Here is an 18,395-nt window from a genome sequence, read left to right on the forward strand (position 1 = left end):
TACTATAATTATAGTTTTAATGGTATCTCGTTAAAATTAAATTTGATGATTCCGTTACCAAATAATTGATCTTGGTAAATGAGTTTTATAGTCTCGTTAGGGTCTACATTATTAAAATATAAGAGCAAACGTTTAAAAGGAGCTAGTTTAAAATTACGCTCAAAACTTACTCCCGAACATTGAATTGTATCGTTAGAAGAAGTGACTACACTAAAATCTTTCTCAATGGAGAATGCCATATATTTTACTGCATTCTCATAAGATTTTTTCGTGAATTCTGAGAGCAGTAAATCTGATTCTTTTATATGCTGAAATTCTATTTCTACAATACGTTCTTTATTACTAAGACTATATAAAGAATCTGTTTTGTGATAATCTCCTTTGGTACTTTTTAATAGGTAATATTGTAAAGGGACTAGAGTAGCCGTATAATTAATATCGTTTATATATTGATTGACACGTTTAGATTTCCAGCCCTGTTGCTCTAAGCTAAAAAACTTATATTCGTCTAACCCTGTAGTAGTTGAAGACTTTTTACATGAAATTAAAAGCCCTAAAGCAATTAATAAACTAAAAGAAAGTGTTGGTTTAAATTCTTTTAAAATACTCATTTAATCGTTGGTTAATGTTTCTTTAAAATTAATTAAAGACCTACGATTGCATTAAAGGTTTTCACATCATTTATTTAAGGAAAATCCTTAAAAATTACCTTCGTACTTTTGATTAGAAAATTCTAAGATGTTATTAGTTATATTTATTCCTTCTTGAGCATACATAACATTACCATCACCACTAGTTCCCAAAATAATTTCTAAGTTATTTTTCTCAGCATATTCTTTAATATATATATTAAGCCTGTTCCATACATCTTGGCTTAAATTTTGGGTATAATTGTCTCGAAGCTCTTGAAAAGCTTTACTTTTATAAGTTATTTCTTGTTGTAAGCTTTTAAAAGAAGAATCTTTATCTGTAAGAGTTTGAAGCCTATTATATAGACTATCTATTTGTTTTCCTGCTACATTTATTTTTGCTTCTTCAATACTTCTGATTTCTTTAGTCATATTAAATGCATTAAATAATTTAATATTATCTATATAAACTAAGTCTTGTTGATTTTTATACTGAAAATAAATAAATAGAGATATACATATTGTTATAATTAATAACAAAGAATTTATTAAGGTAAGTTTGTTAAATTTAGTCATGGATTTTATATATAATTTTTTTGTTTTTATTTAATGATACTATTAAAGAGTCCTCATATGCTTTAACTAAAGATATTTCTCCAATAGCTTCTTTTTCACGTTTTCTGTAGAGTTTTTTATTAATTTTTAATAAGATTAGTTTTGTGGATTTTCGTTCTCCCTTAACAAAACCATGATATGTAATCTCTGGCCAAGTAATACTTGTTTTTACTAATTTTTTTATTGGTTTATTTTTCTTAACAACTACTTGTTTATTTGGAGGTTTTAATCTCTTAATTTGTTTAGCAATCTTAAAAGGATTTTTGTTGATTAATTCTAATTGAAAAGTGTCTTTTGCTACCGTATAATAATCTTTATAATTTTCAGGAATCGTTATCGCTAAAGTATTTTTATCTGTTGTTTTCTTGCTTCCAAAATATCTATAAATTACAGATCCCCATATAGCAATGAGTAATACAATTAATCCAATATTTAAATGTTTTTTGTTCATTTATTGCACTATTATGGATCTAATTGTACTATAATCGCTTTCATTACCAGATTCGTCAGATGCCCGAACTCTCCAATAATAGGTGTTAGGTGTAGTAAATTCGAATTGTATAGAATTATTTTCTGTAGTTTCTGAAGTAATGGTTGTGGTAAAATCTATATTAGTAGAAATTTGAAATGTATTTGTAATTGTGGATTGTACATTTCCTGAATCTGTACCGTTAGACCAATTAAATGTAATATTAGACAATCCTGTAGTTAATTGATCTGTTGGTAACATTAAAATTGGTTGATTTGGAGAAACACGATCTAAAAAAAAAGAACGTTCAGTAAGTGTTGTTTCTGAAATTGTATTGGAAGCACCTACCAACCATCTATATTCAGAATCTTCATTAAGTACATTTTCATCAATATTTATACTCGTTGTTGTATGGTCTCTTTCTTCAAATATTGTTTGATCATTATTCCCTCTTCTTATTAATATAAAGGTATATGTATCTGCATTCGCTAATTCTGTCCAGTTAAATATAATATTTGAACTATTTGTAAAGATATTATCTGTAGGTGTTAACAAACTAACATTCTGATTTGTTAAATCATCCGATGACTGAACCGTAAAGTTTATTTGGCTCACATACTCAGTTTGGTAAGCAAAATTTTCTGCTCTAACGGTCCATTGATATTCATTTGGATTAAGAATGTATGTGAATGAATTTATGCTTACTAAAGAATCAACAATATTTTCTCGATTATTATTCATAATTTGAATTCTATAATTATCTGCTCCTTCTAGTTCTTCCCATAAAAACTGAACTGTATTTCCTCTAATTATTGTATTAGGTATTGGAGCGGTTATTTGAATTAAATCTTCTGAAATGTCTTCTTCAAAAACATCATCGCAAGAAAATGACATTATAAGTATGCTTATTATTAATATAATATTATATGGCTTTTTCATAGTTTTGTAATGTGATTTTTAAAAACAGATTTTGCTTTTTGGTTCTGTAATTTTTTTTTGAATATAACTGAGTACTTATCACTCTAGAATCTTTAAAACTTTTTTCTATTTCGTATAATAAACTAACTAAGTTTTCATAAGTCCCTCCAAGCTCTATTACATTTGAGTAAACTAAAAATTCTCTGTCAGTAAACAAATGAACATCTTCGACAGAAACAATATTAACATCTAGAGTTGTTTTAGAAACAAAATCAAAAATACTTTGCTGCACATATTTTGGATCTAAATTATCGCCGCCTCCAATTAAATTATCTAGGCTAGAAATTTCATTTTTTAACCGATATAGGTTATCAAATGAGTATTCACTAGCTGACAACTTCTGTTCCATCTGATTTAACTCTTTTTTAGCAAGAAACATATGTTTATATGTTTTTTTATATGATGCCATAAAGAGAATTATAAAACCTCCTAAAATTGCAATAAACTTCTGCTTATGAGTTATATTTTTAAACACTTTAAATTTGAATTTTTATTATAAATGAATTCATTACTTCAGTTTCTTGTGAATATTCTATAATATCTAATCTTTCAACCCATAAGAGTTCTTTCAAGTTCTTCACCCAAGCATTAAATGCTTTATCATTCGATGTTTCTCCTGAAATATTAATAACATCAAAATCAAAATTTATTTTTTCATCACGCCTAATCTTTTTAATCAACGGAATAATGTCAATTGATTTTAATGCAATGTTTTTATGGATGGTGTTTCCTATGTCTGATATATATTTTGTTATAAACCTCTTATGATTAACTCCATTAGTTTGTAAAATCTTCTCTTTTAATATTTTTTCTTCTTTTAATTCATTAATCTGTATAATTGTCTGTTGTGAAATAGCATATTCAGATTTTTTCTCTGTTAAAGACTTTTGATAATGGTCTAATAAAATATGACTTGTAAAAAGTGTTATTATAAAAAATGCAAGCATAAAAATTCCTGCAATTTTGAATCTCTTTTTAAATTTAAACTCATTTTCATTTTCTTTTAAAAAATCAATATCAAATTCTATATTTTCATTAGAGAATTTATAATCTAAAAATGAAGCCATTAAAGGAATCTCGTATTGGTTTAAAATCTCATTATTAAGAATATATTCTTTTTGTGAAGAGGATTGATTTTTAAATGATATTATTTTATTTGAATCAATCTCTATTGTATAATTAGATGAAGAAATATTAGAATAATTTTTTATCATTGGCAATAAATTTGCCATAACAAAAGGCCCTAACGAAAGATGAATTACATAACAGTTTACATGTGTTAGTTCTTTTATTAAATTATCTATAAACTGTTTTCGTGCAACAGAAACAAAAACTGTTTCTTCTTGAGAATACTCAAAAAAATGAAAATCATCTAAATTGGCTTTAAAAACTATATTTTTTCTATAGCCGGGCTTATTATCAACAGTTTTATTTATAATATTATCACCTTCAATATGTAAAATTAAAGGGTAATCTTTTTTTAAATGTTCTTTAAATTTTTCATCAATCGTAGTTGAAAATTTACGATTTTCAATTTTTAACTCATTATTTATAAATAAAATTTGTATTAATTGATATTCTGAAACACCATTTCTATTAGATATTCCCAACACATAATATCTATTATTATCATTTAATATGTTTTTTAATTTCGCTACCATTAATAAATTACTGTAGGTTTTATAAAAATGTGAAGCTTTGATTTTTCTTTTCTTTTTGAGCGACTACTAAAAAGCCATTTGAGAACTGGTACTCTAGATAAAAAAGGGGTCCCTGTTCCCGTATTCTCATTTTCTAACTCATCTAAACCACCCAACAAAATCATTTCATTGTTTTTGACACTGATGACAGTTTCAAACTTTTGAGTTGCTTTTCCTGGGGGCGCAGTTTCTGCCACTCTTCCTAAAAATGAACTTCTTTCAACATAAATTGTAAGTGTTACATTATCACCTTTAGAAACAAGAGGTTTAATATTTAAACTCAAGTTTGCTTCTGTTGGCCTCCAAACTCCAGATTGTAAAATATTATTATTTACACCAGAATTAATTAATCTATTATTCTGTTCAAAATAATAACTAGTTTCTCCTATTGATGAAGTAGCTTCATGACCATTTAATGTAACTAACTTAGGGGTTGATGATAATTTAATGAGCGAATTATTTTCCATTGCCTGTAAGTTCAAATAAAACTGTTCTGTAACTTTCCCAATTTTAAATATCCCCAGTCCATTAAAAGCATCAATTAAACTATTTACAGAAGTAGAGTTGAGATTTACATCTGATGTAGGGAAAAGAACACCAGAAGTTGTTCTTTGTTGATCATCTATTCCAGCTCGGATTCCTGTTTGAATTTGATATGATTTTTGATATTGAACAATAATCACTTCTATTTGAATTACCGGTACTACAATATCAATTTCATAGATATAATCTTTAAATTCCTGAATACGAGTTCTTGAACCAGAAACTACAAAACCATTAAGTTCAATAAATTCTTTAATCTCAAGGTTTTCTATTAATTTGGCTGGGAGTGTACCCAATACTGTTTCTATTGTTCTATTTTCTAATTGTACTAACTCTGTTTCTCTCAACCCTTCAGTAGTATGTTCTCCAATTAAGTATGAGTTATCTATTATTTTATATGTGTAATTTTCTCCTTCAAAAAGATGATTTAAAAGCTCATCAAAACTTATTTCATTAGCATTTAATGTTGTACTTACACCTTCTGGAGTGTCATACATAATGAAATTAATATTTAATTTATCTGCAGCCTCAATAATCATTTGAGAAGCATCTGCTTCAAAAGCTTTTACATTTATGTATCCCTGAGGATTAATTTTAATTTGAAATCCAGCATTTTCGACCGGATTATTTGTATTTCTAGTTTGAGTACGATTTCTTCTATTAGTATTCGGTTTAGGTGAAGGTTTTGGGTTTTCCTCAAGAATAGCTTTGTCTAAATAATAATTATCATTCTCATCTTTAGTTAATATTAAATTATTAGATTTAGCGATCATTTCCATTACTTGATCAAATGGCCTATTAAGTATATATGCAGATATTTTTTCTCCTTTTATACTCGGGGACAATACGACATTCTTTTTAGATATATCAGTAATAGCTTGTGCAACTCTTGGCAAAGAGTCATTTTTTAGTTTAACAGATAAAAATTTATTTTGATCATTATAGTTAACATCAATTTGTTTTAATGGTTCTGGTTTTTTTACAATTGGTATTTCTTGTTTTTTATTGAATACTAAAATATTGTTTACCACATCTACTTCTAACTGATGTTTTTGGATTAAAAACAGAAATACATCTTTAATATTAACATCATAAAAATTACTTGTAACTAGTTGATTTAATTTAATATCTACACTCACATTTAATTGATGTTCATCTGCTAATGCATTAATAAAATCATAAAGTGTTAGTCCTGTTAAATCAATTCTAACATTATCTTCTAATCCTTTTTTAGTTTTTGCAAGCTCATCTATTTTTTCTGTAAATGTTTTAATATTAGCAGGAGATTGTGAAAAGCTTATATTAAACATTAAAAAGCATACTGATATTATTAGAATCTTATATATCATAAATTTACGAATTAATAAGTATTGAGTAAATTTCATCTAAAGAAGTTGAGCCTTTTAAAAATAAATTGAATGCTTTATCCGCAAGTGTTTTACTTTTAATAACATCTAATTTCTCTAATGAGTTATTTTTTATAGCATTAATCACTTCATTGGTAATTGGTAGTATTTCATAAATAGCTTTCCTCCCTCTATACCCCGTATAATAACAACGATCACACCCATTAGCAACATAATGCGTATTTATAGCGATTTCTTTATTAAAAGATTTAGGTAAATCATTACTATTAAATTTTTCTTCTTTTTTACATATCTCACATAATACTCTTACCAATCGCTGTGCAACAGATATATTTATTGTTTCTGCAATTAAAAAAGATGGTACATCCATATCAATTAATCTAGAAATAGTGCCTATTGCAGAATTAGTGTGTATGGTAGACAACACCAAATGCCCTGTTAAAGAAGCCCTAATAGCCATTTGTGCAGTTTTTGCATCTCGTATTTCACCTAGCATAATAATATCTGGATCTTGTCTTAAAAAAGAACGTAATGCAGATGTAAATGTCAGTCCAATGTTTTCCTTTAATTGCACTTGGTTAATCCCTTTTAAAGTATATTCAATTGGATCTTCAACCGTTACAATATTTCTCTTAATATTATTTAAGTATTTTAGAGTTGCATATAAAGTTGTTGTTTTCCCTGAGCCGGTAGGCCCACTTATTAGAACAATACCATTTGTTTTTTTTATTGCTTCTAGATATAGTGATACATCTTTTTCTTCAAAACCCAGTTGGTTAATATCTAAATGGGAAGCATCTCTTCCTAATAACCTCATCACTACTTTTTCGCCATGATGTGTTGGCAAAATAGAAACTCTTATATCAAAATCATCATATTCTATTCTTCCGTCTTGAGGGAGTCTTTTTTCTGTGATATCTAAATTTGATTTAATTTTAATTTGATTGATTAACTCTAAATAATTGTCTTTCTTAATGTGATTTTTTTCTATAAGTTGACCATCAATTCTTAATCTCACTCTTACATCATCCTCATATATTTCGATATGTATATCACTCGCTTTAATATCTTTAGCTTCGAATATTAAGTCTTCTAAAAAATCGTTTCCATAAGTAACTAACTTAGGTTTTGTCTCATTTTTTCGATAGTAGATTGATAATGTTTTTTTTATAATTGAAGAATCTACAATTTCGAGGTTTATAGCTTTATTAAAAATGAGCTTTAACTCTTCTTGAATTACCATTTTTTCTAAATCTTTTTCTTGATCAAGAAAAAAAGCACTCATATCATCTGTGATTTCTTTAGGTATAATTAAAAAATGATTAGCGATATCTGAACTAATAGATTGTTGTAAATCAATACTTAAATTTATATGATTTAGATTATTTAGTCTCATTTAATAAGGAACATTAATATTGAATACATTTTTTATAATAACATTTATGATGAGGAATATTGACAGATACCCTGCTAAAGGAATTGTAAATGTTTTTTTAAATACTCTTGTAGTTCCATATAATATTAATGAGAATATAAGGCCTAGAATAAAAAATAGAACGAATGCTTTAAAATTAAATAATGGTGTAATCCCTAAAAGAAAGATCAAATCTCCTAAACCTATTGATTTATCTATAGGGTTAGTAAATTCTCTTGCTTTTAACGAAAAATATAATATTAAGCCAATAGTATTTATTAAAATAAAAGCAACATTATATAAGATAGAATTAAAATTTAAATCTATTGAAAAGTAGTTTACTACTAGTGATAAACTAAAAATTAGTATTGGTAGAATAACATGTATTTCCCTATTTTTTATGTCTTGATAAAAAATAATGTACAAAACCCCTATTAAAAAAAAGTATGAAAAATCTAACATTAAAATCAATCTTTTATAATTTCTTTTAATATGCGATCTTGATCTATTTGCCAAGTATTATAAACACCATCTCCATCAAAATCTTGAATTGATGTAGCTGTAGCTTTAAATGTATTTAGTGAAGCTTCTATAATTTCAATTTTATATACTGCTTGACCACCTTTATCAATTGTTGGAGCATGCTCAAAGCCTAGGTCCTCAAAATTGTTTGTATATTTTGAATGACGATAAAAATGACTCTTCTCTAAGCCATGTATCATACTCAACATATTTTGAGCTTCGATAGATTTAGCACTTGTTACGATTGATGTTTGATTAGGTACTACTAGATAAATAAGAATACCTATTATACATAATACAATTAGTATTTCTGATAAAGAATATGCTTTTAAATAATATTTCTTTTTGTTCTGTTTTAATTGTTCTTTATACATTTGTTATATTTTTTTGATTAATTCTCAAGTATTTTACTTAGATTAAAAATTGGAGAATACATTGCAATCATAATAAAACCGACAATTCCTCCAATTAAAACAATCATTATTGGCTCTAAAATCGTTCCTATCATTTTAGTAGAATGATCTATTTCTTCATTGTATTGATTTGCAAGGCCATCATACATCATATCTAGTTCATTAATTTGTTCACCTATTGTAGTTAATGAAATAATTTTAGGAGTAAAAAAAGAGTGTTTTTTTAAGCTATCTGCTAATGTTTCCCCTTTTAAGACATCTTTTTTTGTTGTAGAAATAGCTGTTTTTAATGGGTAAAATGAAATCATTTTTTCAACCAATTCTAAAGATGTAATTAAAGGGGTTTTCGCAGATAATAAAAGGCTAAAAGATTGACAAAATCTAGCTAAATAAATCTTCTTAATCAGTTTGCCAAAATAGGGCGTCTTTAATAGTATTGTAGATGTTAAGCTTCTATATCTAGAGTTTTGTTTAAGCAATTTGTGTATTACAAATATTGATATAGTAATTCCAAGGACAATTAAAGCTATCGCATTAAAATTATTAGAAACATTTACTACAAACTGAGTAATTTCTGGAAGATCTTTACCAAATTGTAGAAATACAGATGAAAACATCGGAACAACATAGTTTAGCATAAAATATAACACGACAAAAGTGATAAGTAACACAAATACAGGATAAGCTAATACAGAAATAACTTGTCGTTTCATTTTAATTTTTCTTGTAAAAAACTTTTGTAATTGATCAAGAATATCTGGTAATCGCCTTGTATCTTCTCCAATTTTTATACTATAATATTCATAAGGAGAGAAATACTTATGATTTTTCAAGGTTTCGTGAAGTGCTTTTCCTTTAACGACATTGTCGTTAATAATTTTATATATAGATTTAATGAATTTAGATTTTTGTTGATCTGTTAAAATGGTTAAAGCTTGATTAAAATCTACTCCAGATTTTATGAGTGTAGAAAACTCTCTATAAAAATCTTCTTTCTGCTTATCTGAAAATCTATTTAAAATTGACGCTGAAACATCAACGTTTAGTTTTAAAGATCCTCTTTTCTTTATTTGTGCATTATATATCCCAGTATCAATCTTCATTAAAAGAAATATTGTTTATAACATTAGAGATATTTTTATTTAAAAAATAATTTGCATGAATAGTATCCTTTAATAATTTTATGTTTAGCTGAAAGGTTTGATTTAACTCATTATTTTTAATATGTTTAACATCTACAACACCTATTTTAAATGTATCTGTCTTTACTTTATTTTTTCTTAACACATAATTTTCTTCTATTTTATAATTTATTATTCTGTCATCATAATACTCTAGAATGAGTTGATTTTCTTCTACATTAAAATTATGTGAAGCTTCAATATCATTAATAATTGTTGTATTAAATAAGTTATATTGCATTTCAGTGATATTTTCTTTTTCAAAAAGATATATTTGTTTCCCTACTAAATTAAATAGCACATACGAAAGTGTTATAATAATACTCATAAGCATTAAGCTTATCAGAGCTTCCAAGATTGTAAATGCCTTTAATTGTCTATTTTTCATTATAAGGAATTAGTTTATTTATTTTGTATGTTTTATTTCCTGTTTTTATAGTAAATACTAATACTATAGATTGTTCCAATTTGTTAATTCTAGCTGTTTTAGTTATTGTATAATCATTATATTCTAAAAAATCATTATCATAACTCTGTAGTTCGATACTCTCTTTAGTTAATAATTCGACTTTATGTTTTGCATTATAATATCTGGTGCTTTTGTTTTGTTCCATAACATTTAAATACACTGTTAATCCCACTAAAGCACATATAGAAATTATTGCAATTGCGATTACAGATTCTGCTAATGAAGAAGCTTTTAGTTTTTTAAAACTCTTTAATAACTTCATACTTTTTTTTATCAAAAGGGTTTTCAAATAGTGCTAACTCAATAAAATTTCCAGGCAAACTATCTCTATTTATTGATCCATTTAATATTACATTTTCATAACTGGAAGATTCATTCTTTAAAAAAAAACGATCTGTATAAATAGTTCCAATAATTTTTCCTTTCAATTGTGTTTTGCCATAACAGTAAACTTCACCTACAATCGTTGCATTTTTTTCAATACTCAACGATCGTTTTAGTGACGATGTATAAATATTTCCGTCTATTACAATTCCTCCTATTAATTTTGCATTCTCTTTTATAATAACAGATACAGAATCTATATCATTTTTAATATAGATACTTGAGGGATACTGAAGAAAAACATTTTCTTCAACAATTACTTCTTCTTTAGCTATAATCTGAATATTTCCTTTAAAATCAGATTTAATTCGCACTTTAGGTGCAATTATTAATACATCATTTAATCTTGTCGAACTATCAATTTCTAGGGTTTTTGAAGAAGTCAAAACAATATTACCTTTACAAGTAATATTATTAAATGCATTATAATTAGAGAGATCAATTACTTTTGGTTCTTTATCAAATTCATTAATAATAGCAGCATCCTTTTTTATATTATTTAAAGGTATATGGGGTAGGTTAGAAATATCAAAAATGATGTCCTTTTTTATTTTAGGTATCTTTTTAGTAGATTTTAATTCATTCCCTTTTATTTTTATTGAATTCCCTAAATTATTATTGATATACGATTGTTCAGTTTGGCCATAAGGGATTTTAAGATCTCCTAATATTTCTGTTTTCCCTGATAACTTTAAAGGTTTATTATAATCTGTTAAATACAATGCTAATTTGTTTTTAACATGTGATTTTTCACCAATTAAAGCAGTTTTTAAAATCGTATCGTTTTTAAAAATTGTTTTACATATTATTATATCGTAAAACCCCCATTTTATTTTTTTCCAATATGTGTTCTTTTCATTATTAAATACATTCAACCTTTCTAATTCATTATATGATTTTTCTTGTGAATTATTAAGAATATAATTGAATGATGAATTGTTATTGTTAATTAACTCCTCTTGAGAAAAAAGATTATTGTTAAGTGCATTATGATAATGAGAGATTAATACTAAGCACCCACTGAAAACAGAAATAATAAGGCAAGTAAAAATTGCATTAATCAAAGAAGAAGCTTTAAATTTTGCTTCTTCTACAAACTTCTTAAAATATTGCTTTTGCATTAATTTTAGATCTTCAATTTTTAATTATTTGCCTATTAAAAACAGATAAATAATTAATATTCTAATCTAAAGGTTAAGGTTGTAAATGAATTAAGGTATATACACAAAAAAAGCAAGGGGATTCCTTACTTTTTTTGTGTATATCGATATTTTAAAATTTGTGAGTTTAAATAAATCCTTTTTCTTCAGCAATTTTAAATAAGTTTCTATCTCCTTTTCCAACAACATTAAACACTTCTTTTAATATCCTCTTTCTTCTTTCTATTGCCGCTATAGATAATGGTAATATATTTGGTAACTCACTCATTTTAGCACCATGTGATAATTCATATAATATTTTTCTATCTATCGCATCTAATAAAAAATCGTTAGAAGTTAATTTACGCATTAGTTGCACTACAGTTCTACTATAAAATGGAGGTGATTTTATAATTGTTTGAATTGCTAGCTTTAATATTTCTGGGTTTAAATCGCTCTTAACCAAAAACCCATCTGGATCAATACTTTTAAAAATACTGTTAACTCTATAATTATCATTGTAGGTAGTTGACACCACTATTTTTATATCTGGCAATAGTTGTCTTATTTTAATTCCTAAATCTTCACCACTAAGGATTTTTCGATCTTTTGAATGAGGTAATTTTATATCGAGAAAGATAATATCAATTGGGTTATTTTTTGGGATTTCTTTTATTTTCATATAAGCAGAATCACAATTATCTGCTGTATCAATTTTAAATTCTATTGTCTCATTATTAGAGCTTAGATCTAATAATGCATTTTTGTAACTATCGACAATTAATGGGTGATCATCAATAATTAAAACATTGTATAGTTTAGTCATAATTTAAAAAATTTATCAAAAATGAATATTTCTATATTTATTAAACATTAATCTTAAATAACTAATCAAAACTTAAAAAAGTTTCTATAGCTGGCCAAACAATATCTGGTTGTTCAACATAAACAAAATGCCCTGCTTTTGGAACTTTAATTAATTTTGCATTAGGCATAGTCGTTTCCCATTCTTCTACCATATCCATGGGAATAGCTTCTTGCTTGCCATGTAATATTAACGTAGTAATGTTTAGATTTTTTAACGCAGGTCGTAAATCCCAATTACCTAAGGACGTAAAGGTTGCGCTATTAGTAACTTGCATACCAAATTTAATTGCTTCTGGTGGTGCCGTACAACAATCTCCTTTTACAATTGATACAGGTAACCCTTCTGCTAATCTTGGTTTTAAAGCAATATTCCAATACTCTTTACATACTTTGATTATATTATCTTCCCCCTGAATTAGTTCTTGAAAAAAGCCAGCCATTTGCTGTTGCTCTTCTATAGATAATCGATTTGCAAGATTTACACCATATCTTGTAGAAAAATCACCTTGCATTGGTGGTACCGGGCCTAGAAACACCATCTTAGATACTTTATTTGGGTATTTTATTGCATATTGTGCAGCAACCATAGGACCAAAAGAATGTGCTATTAAATTTAATTTGTCAAGCTCAAAAAATTGACGAAGTGTTTCTAGATCACTAATATGATTGTTAATATGTAGTTTATCTGTGTTTTCAGGTAAGCTTGATTGCCCACCTCCTCTCTGATCGTAATAAAGTAGTGTGTATTTTTTAGCTAAAGGTTTAAAATCTGCAACCATATATTCACTATCCATACCAGGACCACCATGAATAACTACCAATGTGTCCTTACCACTACCTTCAATTTTATAAAAAATATTTAAGCTGTCTGATGTTTTAATAAATCCTTTTTTAGCAATAATTTTCACTTTTTTCTCAAGGTTTTTTTTCTCTTTCGAACCACAGTTCATTAACATAAGCGTTAAGAAGAAAACTGAAAGATAGATTGACTTATATGATTTGAATATCATAGCGCATTTAAAGTATATTTATAAAATACTAAAATAGTGATTTTATAATCAGTTTTATAGTACTAAAAGTCTTAATTAAATAAAAATATTAACTCTTTTTAAAATCAAAATAATAATGGTTTTTTACTAAAAAACTTCTGAAAGAGAGTTTTAAAAGCTGATAATAATTATTGTACCGTAAGTACAAAATCTGAAAAAATTGCTTATTCTATGGTATTAAAAAAAAATAGAATCTCATTTACCTAAAGATCAATTTTTTAGAGTACATAGAAGTTATATTATTAATATTAACTCGGTTAATGGATTTGAAGGGAATATGCTTTTTGTAGGTGAGAAAAAGATTCCTATAAGTAAAACTTATAAAGATGTTGTTTTTAAGTTATTTCACACTATTTAATTTTAGAGACATCAAGCTTTATACGCATTTTTTACAATGACAAACTTGCTCAATTCTGTTTTTCTTATTGATAGCCGTATCGCAGTTCTCAAATACTTTTTGAAACTTTTTAAGATTGGATCTCGAATATGAAACTTGACTAAAATAAGCGTTATCATTTAAGAGTTCATAGGTGTCTTCTAAAATAACCTTTCCTTTTTCTTTATTAAAAAACGAAAAAGGAATTGAAGATATTACAATATCAACAGGAGCTTTTATATATTGTTTTACACGATGGGCGCTATCATTAATAACAATTAATCTAGTATCTGTAATTGTATTTTTTACATGCTCACAAAAATCTTTATTAACTTCAAAGGCATATACTTTGGATGTGGCAGATATATTGTCTAATATCTCTCGAGTAATATTTCCGTGACCAACACCAAACTCTACAATAATTTTATCTTCTCCTTTTGGAAGGTGTTTACAAATTTCAATTTCTACATACCTGCTTGTTTCAGTTATTGCTCCAGTAACTAAAAAATTCTTGGCAAACGCGATTGAAGTTGCAATTTTCTGATTCATTATTTTTTTATTGTATTCTTATTTTTTATCTAAATTTTAAATCCCAAGATAGCGTAAATGAATAAATCCAGAAAAATGATCCCGGATCAAAGCTAATTTCTTGATGAGATACTCCTGCCTGAATTCCCCAAAGATTTCTATTATTTGAAGAAGTGAAAAAGTATCCTAAATTTAATGTTTGAGATTGCAAATCTATAATTTCTGTTTCATTTCCTCCAAAATCAAATCTGATAATCGAAAGGTCTGGTGAAAATCCTACTCCACCCTCAATACTTAAATAATTATTTGCATCACTTCTATACCTTCTGTAAGCCAATCTTCCTGATTTGCTCGATCCAAAATCTCCAGGAGTTATAAAGGTTCGAAAAGACCAATAGCTATTTCCTGTATACCAACCTAAAGATGCTGTATAAATATTAGTTGTTTCAGTAAACTTTAGTGATCTAAGTCCAAGAGAAACCTCTAAACTTAAAGGCAAGGATTTATGTAATTCTGCACCAAATCTAAAATCTGGATATAAAAACGAATTTGATACTCCAAAATTAAGGTACGCGTATAACCCATTAGCTATTCTTGGATATAAATCTACCTCAAACTGAGCTCCAGTAGCTTCAAATCGCCTGCTTACATTAAGCTTACTATGAATACTACCATATTTTGTTTGTCGTACATATTTTAACAAATAAAACTGCTGCGGATCAAATACTTCTGAATAAATATCGACAGAAGCTCTTAATCCAACCACATTACGACTAAGCTTATCAATTAAACTTAACCTATACGATTTGGCTTTTTCATGATCAGGATGAGTTTTCAATATTTTTTTAAGGGTTAGCAATGCTTCTTCTTTATTATTAGATTGATCTTCTGCACTTGCTTTTAAATATAAAAGTTCTGGATCATCAGGAAGTTGCTTTAACGCATTCTTTGTCATTTCTAATGCATTAAATGGGGTTTCACTCCACAACTCATTTCTAATTGCGGCTTCCCAAATATCTAATCGCCCTGTAACATTTTTTAATACATAATTAAATTCTTTTCTGGCTTTTTTATAGGCACCATCCCAAGAATATGTGGTTGCTAAAAAAGCACGAATATCATGGTAATTTGGATATTTTGTTAAAATCAGTAATAAAGTATCCTGAGCTTGCTTGCGTTGTTTATTAAAGGCTAATTCTCTAGCTTTTTCAAACGCTTTATCCGGATCTCCTTTAAAAGTAGTTTCCTGCCCAAACAAATTAAAACTTATAAAAAAAAGTAATATGAAGTATTGTTTATTCATAATATTAATCTGCCCTTATTTTAAGGTTTTTTTAAAGGTTAAATATTCAGGGATATCTGGGTATTTTGTAATTATACTATCCATTATTTTATTTGCCTGATTTAAATTGTTCATCCGTTGATGAGCTTTTGCCATCTTAAATCCTAATTCCGGGCCTTCTAGCTTATTTTTTATAGCTTGATCAAAAATTTGAATTGATTTTTCTTCTTGACCCGACCACCAATACATATCTAAAATAGCTGAGTAAGCATCATTGTAAAAAGGCGATCTTTTAAGTGCGTTTAACAATACTTTTTCGGATTCAGCATAACTTCTTTCCCAAGCCAGGGTTCTTCCTTTTAAGATTCTGGCATCTGTATAATTTGGAAATTCATTTAAGATATAATCACAAAGCAATCGCGTTGTTTCGTATTCTTTATTAAACGATAAATCTCTAGCGATTAACAATAACTCATCATAAGTTTTATCGTTAGCATACTTATTAATAACTGCAAGTTGAGCTTCAGAAAATTTAGTTTTAGGTTGAACGTATATGTTAAGAGAGTCTGGAAAAATTTTATTTCTTTGAGTTACATAAGCATTCATTTTTTTAAACTCAATTAATGTATCTTCCATTTCTTTAACAATCTCCTCTTCTATTACTTTATAAGTTCCAAAGTTTTCTTTTATTTTAAATAATTCTCCATCGGCATATAAATAGTCTTTATAAATAATATCATTAAGGCCTCCCTTATATCTCATTAGCGGAATAGAATTTCTATTTCTAAATTGTCTCATAGTATCTAATCCTTTACCCATCCAAGCTGTTTTTTCTAAAGGCTTAAACTTGTGATTATTTGTTAAATAGCTCAATAAACTTGGAGTAACGTCCCAATGCGATGAAATGGACTTAAATTTTTCAATCTTTTTTTGCAATGGGCTAAAGATTAGAAAAGGCACATGAAATCTACACAGCTTATCTTTCTGAGCAATAGGAATCAACCTATGATCCCCTGTAATAATAAATATAGTATTTGAATAATCAGGGCGTTTTGCATAAGCATTCATAAACTCCTTAATGGCATCATCAGTATACAGTAAGCATCCAAAAATATCTTTATGATTTAAAATTTGTTCTTTTAAAGATGTAGACCTATGAGAAGAGTTGCTTAACATTTCTTCTACTTTGGTCATATATGCTTCTTTTTTAGGAAAATCAAAAGGTTCATGGTTTGAGAGTGACATTACAATATCTAACCTTGGTTGCTTCTCAAGATCTAAAGAAGATAGTGCTTTCCTGAAAATCTCACTATCTGGATACCCCCAAGAAAATCCGTTATCATCACTTTTGGTTTTCACATAATTTGGACCATATTTCTTTTCATCTATAAGATTATCAATTCCATTATATTCTAAAAAATTAACTTTTCGATCAAAACTAGAAGGTCCTCCAGAAAAATAAGAAGTATTATATCCATTAGATTTTAGAACACTCATAAGTGATATGTGTGAAGGTGTATCTACTAACTCTAAAAAACCTTTCTCTCCATAAGGTAATGAGCCAAATAAAGCTGGTAAAATTCCAAATGAGCGCCCCGTAGTACTTACAAAATTTTCCCAGTACAAGGATTTTGTAATCAATGAATCTAAATACGGTGTGAATCCGCTAAAATTATTACCATCAACAAATTCACTCCCCAATCCTTCAACAACAATTACAACTACATTAGGTTTATCTTCTCTAACTTCTAAAAATGATGATAATACATCTTCAGAATTGTCTGTTGATTTTAATAATGGATAATCTTCTCTATCAAATATATTGTATGCATTTAGCTTATTTTTCTCTGATTGAAATTTTATAATACTCTTTGTTAAATACGAAGTTTTATTTTGATACATTTCTGAAGAAGCATCAGGAAGTGCTAATTTTATACTTCCAAAAACTAAAATAAAAAGTGCTCCAGTTCCTATAAAAATGCGATTATTTATATATTTTTTAAGTAGTATGTATGATAAAATAAATGCTAAAGGAAAAATTATAAAGGGTAAGAAATATGCAATAGATATAGATTCTGAAACTGTAACTGTACTAAATATGTCATCATAAGAATATCCTAAGATATCAGCCCCTAAATTAACCAAGGTTGATAGACTGTATTTTACCAATGAAAATTGAATAATAACAAATACTACTAGTAATATATTTATAACAATAAGAGCTCTTTTAAAAAACAACTTTATTAAAAAGAAAATTGGGAATAGTAAAACACCAATGATGAGGCCGCACCAAAAATCGTTAAGTAACTTGTATAGAATTGCTGATCCTAAATTTGGAATTATAATTCCCGAAGGTTTAGAAGAATAAATTTCAAATACACTGATACACCAAAAAGCACAAATAAAAGCTAGTATGGCGTACCCATAATTATATATATCTTTTGTTTGTAAGTTAGATTTCATATCTCCT

The 18,395-nt window shown here is 27.2% G+C and carries 19 protein-coding genes and 1 pseudogene; 1 reads left to right on the top strand and 19 read right to left on the bottom strand.

The genetic code is table 11. The features are described from left to right. Positions 1-8: 8 nt before the first annotated feature. The 16 genes from D1817_00030 to D1817_00105 form a co-directional block, all read right to left on the bottom strand. Complete coding sequence (locus D1817_00030; GenBank protein AXT18309.1) at positions 9-611, bottom strand: hypothetical protein; 603 nt, start codon at positions 609-611, stop codon at positions 9-11. Positions 612-698: 87 nt separating this feature from the next. Further along, positions 699-1,205, bottom strand: a complete 507-nt coding sequence (locus D1817_00035) for an OmpH family outer membrane protein (protein AXT18310.1) — start codon at positions 1,203-1,205, stop codon at positions 699-701. Next, positions 1,198-1,695 carry a hypothetical protein gene (locus tag D1817_00040; GenBank protein ID AXT18311.1) on the bottom strand — a complete coding sequence of 166 codons (498 nt, stop codon included), beginning with the start codon at positions 1,693-1,695 and terminating at the stop codon, positions 1,198-1,200. Before D1817_00040 ends, D1817_00035 begins: the two co-directional genes overlap by 8 nt. Next, positions 1,696-2,652: a hypothetical protein gene (locus D1817_00045; GenBank protein AXT18312.1), complete on the bottom strand. Its 957-nt coding sequence runs from the start codon at positions 2,650-2,652 to the stop codon at positions 1,696-1,698. Further along, positions 2,636-3,166 carry a hypothetical protein gene (locus tag D1817_00050; protein AXT18313.1) on the bottom strand — a complete coding sequence of 177 codons (531 nt, stop codon included), beginning with the start codon at positions 3,164-3,166 and terminating at the stop codon, positions 2,636-2,638. Before D1817_00050 ends, D1817_00045 begins: the two co-directional genes overlap by 17 nt. A gap of 1 nt (position 3,167) precedes the next feature. Continuing rightward, positions 3,168-4,352 carry a hypothetical protein gene (locus tag D1817_00055; protein AXT18314.1) on the bottom strand — a complete coding sequence of 395 codons (1,185 nt, stop codon included), beginning with the start codon at positions 4,350-4,352 and terminating at the stop codon, positions 3,168-3,170. Then, entirely contained in the window at positions 4,352-6,283 is a 1,932-nt protein-coding gene (locus D1817_00060; protein ID AXT21188.1) for a type II and III secretion system protein, read from the bottom strand. Before D1817_00060 ends, D1817_00055 begins: the two co-directional genes overlap by 1 nt. A 4-nt stretch (positions 6,284-6,287) precedes the next feature. After that, positions 6,288-7,697 carry a type II/IV secretion system protein gene (locus D1817_00065; GenBank protein ID AXT18315.1) on the bottom strand — a complete coding sequence of 470 codons (1,410 nt, stop codon included), beginning with the start codon at positions 7,695-7,697 and terminating at the stop codon, positions 6,288-6,290. Next, entirely contained in the window at positions 7,698-8,177 is a 480-nt protein-coding gene (locus D1817_00070) for a hypothetical protein (protein ID AXT18316.1), read from the bottom strand. A 5-nt stretch (positions 8,178-8,182) separates the two neighbouring features. Then, positions 8,183-8,611: a type II secretion system protein gene (locus D1817_00075; GenBank protein AXT18317.1), complete on the bottom strand. Its 429-nt coding sequence runs from the start codon at positions 8,609-8,611 to the stop codon at positions 8,183-8,185. A gap of 17 nt (positions 8,612-8,628) precedes the next feature. Continuing rightward, a complete protein-coding gene (locus D1817_00080) occupies positions 8,629-9,753 on the bottom strand; it encodes a type II secretion system F family protein (GenBank protein ID AXT18318.1) in 1,125 nt (374 codons plus the stop codon). Next, positions 9,743-10,159 carry a hypothetical protein gene (locus D1817_00085; GenBank protein ID AXT18319.1) on the bottom strand — a complete coding sequence of 139 codons (417 nt, stop codon included), beginning with the start codon at positions 10,157-10,159 and terminating at the stop codon, positions 9,743-9,745. Before D1817_00085 ends, D1817_00080 begins: the two co-directional genes overlap by 11 nt. 49 nt (positions 10,160-10,208) lie before the next feature. Then, the gene (locus D1817_00090) at positions 10,209-10,562 is read right to left on the bottom strand and encodes a hypothetical protein (GenBank protein ID AXT18320.1); all 354 of its coding nucleotides are present in this window, start codon (positions 10,560-10,562) and stop codon (positions 10,209-10,211) included. Then, positions 10,540-11,805: a hypothetical protein gene (locus tag D1817_00095; protein ID AXT18321.1), complete on the bottom strand. Its 1,266-nt coding sequence runs from the start codon at positions 11,803-11,805 to the stop codon at positions 10,540-10,542. The genes D1817_00090 and D1817_00095 overlap by 23 nt, the downstream gene beginning before the upstream one ends. Positions 11,806-11,971: 166 nt before the next feature. Next, positions 11,972-12,649, bottom strand: coding sequence for a DNA-binding response regulator (locus tag D1817_00100; protein ID AXT18322.1), 678 nt, complete (start codon positions 12,647-12,649; stop codon positions 11,972-11,974). A 61-nt stretch (positions 12,650-12,710) separates the two neighbouring features. Then, positions 12,711-13,700, bottom strand: a complete 990-nt coding sequence (locus D1817_00105; GenBank protein ID AXT18323.1) for an alpha/beta hydrolase — start codon at positions 13,698-13,700, stop codon at positions 12,711-12,713. 210 nt (positions 13,701-13,910) lie between these two features. On the opposite strand from D1817_00105, the pseudogene D1817_00110 reads away from it, so the two are divergent. Continuing rightward, positions 13,911-14,097 (top strand): annotated as a pseudogene (locus D1817_00110) (LytTR family transcriptional regulator). An 18-nt stretch (positions 14,098-14,115) separates the two neighbouring features. Here the strand turns inward: D1817_00110 and D1817_00115 are convergent. The 3 genes from D1817_00115 to D1817_00125 are packed head-to-tail and all read right to left on the bottom strand — an operon-like array spanning position 14,116 to position 18,388. Next, positions 14,116-14,664, bottom strand: coding sequence for a methyltransferase domain-containing protein (locus tag D1817_00115; GenBank protein AXT18324.1), 549 nt, complete (start codon positions 14,662-14,664; stop codon positions 14,116-14,118). A 25-nt stretch (positions 14,665-14,689) separates the two neighbouring features. Further along, positions 14,690-15,946, bottom strand: a complete 1,257-nt coding sequence (yaiO, locus tag D1817_00120) for a YaiO family outer membrane beta-barrel protein (protein AXT18325.1) — start codon at positions 15,944-15,946, stop codon at positions 14,690-14,692. Between the two features lie 15 nt (positions 15,947-15,961). Continuing rightward, the gene (locus tag D1817_00125) at positions 15,962-18,388 is read right to left on the bottom strand and encodes a sulfatase (GenBank protein AXT18326.1); all 2,427 of its coding nucleotides are present in this window, start codon (positions 18,386-18,388) and stop codon (positions 15,962-15,964) included. Positions 18,389-18,395: the final 7 nt, after the last annotated feature.

This window comes from Flavobacteriaceae bacterium, from assembly GCA_003443635.1.
Lineage (GTDB): Bacteria > Bacteroidota > Bacteroidia > Flavobacteriales > Flavobacteriaceae > AU392.

What these genes read in the sequence shown, in the direction of transcription:
- D1817_00060 (AXT21188.1), bottom strand. Translation starts at nt 6,283, where the DNA reads ATGATATATAAGATTCTAATAATATCAGTATGCTTTTTAATGTTTAAT.
- D1817_00035 (AXT18310.1), bottom strand. Translation starts at nt 1,205, where the DNA reads ATGACTAAATTTAACAAACTTACCTTAATAAATTCTTTGTTATTAATT.
- D1817_00095 (AXT18321.1), bottom strand. Translation starts at nt 11,805, where the DNA reads ATGCAAAAGCAATATTTTAAGAAGTTTGTAGAAGAAGCAAAATTTAAA.
- D1817_00065 (AXT18315.1), bottom strand. Translation starts at nt 7,697, where the DNA reads ATGAGACTAAATAATCTAAATCATATAAATTTAAGTATTGATTTACAA.
- D1817_00070 (AXT18316.1), bottom strand. Translation starts at nt 8,177, where the DNA reads ATGTTAGATTTTTCATACTTTTTTTTAATAGGGGTTTTGTACATTATT.
- D1817_00085 (AXT18319.1), bottom strand. Translation starts at nt 10,159, where the DNA reads ATGAGTATTATTATAACACTTTCGTATGTGCTATTTAATTTAGTAGGG.
- D1817_00040 (AXT18311.1), bottom strand. Translation starts at nt 1,695, where the DNA reads ATGAACAAAAAACATTTAAATATTGGATTAATTGTATTACTCATTGCT.
- D1817_00090 (AXT18320.1), bottom strand. Translation starts at nt 10,562, where the DNA reads ATGAAGTTATTAAAGAGTTTTAAAAAACTAAAAGCTTCTTCATTAGCA.
- D1817_00030 (AXT18309.1), bottom strand. Translation starts at nt 611, where the DNA reads ATGAGTATTTTAAAAGAATTTAAACCAACACTTTCTTTTAGTTTATTA.
- D1817_00075 (AXT18317.1), bottom strand. Translation starts at nt 8,611, where the DNA reads ATGTATAAAGAACAATTAAAACAGAACAAAAAGAAATATTATTTAAAA.
- D1817_00125 (AXT18326.1), bottom strand. Translation starts at nt 18,388, where the DNA reads ATGAAATCTAACTTACAAACAAAAGATATATATAATTATGGGTACGCC.
- D1817_00080 (AXT18318.1), bottom strand. Translation starts at nt 9,753, where the DNA reads ATGAAGATTGATACTGGGATATATAATGCACAAATAAAGAAAAGAGGA.
- D1817_00100 (AXT18322.1), bottom strand. Translation starts at nt 12,649, where the DNA reads ATGACTAAACTATACAATGTTTTAATTATTGATGATCACCCATTAATT.
- D1817_00115 (AXT18324.1), bottom strand. Translation starts at nt 14,664, where the DNA reads ATGAATCAGAAAATTGCAACTTCAATCGCGTTTGCCAAGAATTTTTTA.
- yaiO (AXT18325.1), bottom strand. Translation starts at nt 15,946, where the DNA reads ATGAATAAACAATACTTCATATTACTTTTTTTTATAAGTTTTAATTTG.
- D1817_00045 (AXT18312.1), bottom strand. Translation starts at nt 2,652, where the DNA reads ATGAAAAAGCCATATAATATTATATTAATAATAAGCATACTTATAATG.
- D1817_00105 (AXT18323.1), bottom strand. Translation starts at nt 13,700, where the DNA reads ATGATATTCAAATCATATAAGTCAATCTATCTTTCAGTTTTCTTCTTA.
- D1817_00055 (AXT18314.1), bottom strand. Translation starts at nt 4,352, where the DNA reads ATGGTAGCGAAATTAAAAAACATATTAAATGATAATAATAGATATTAT.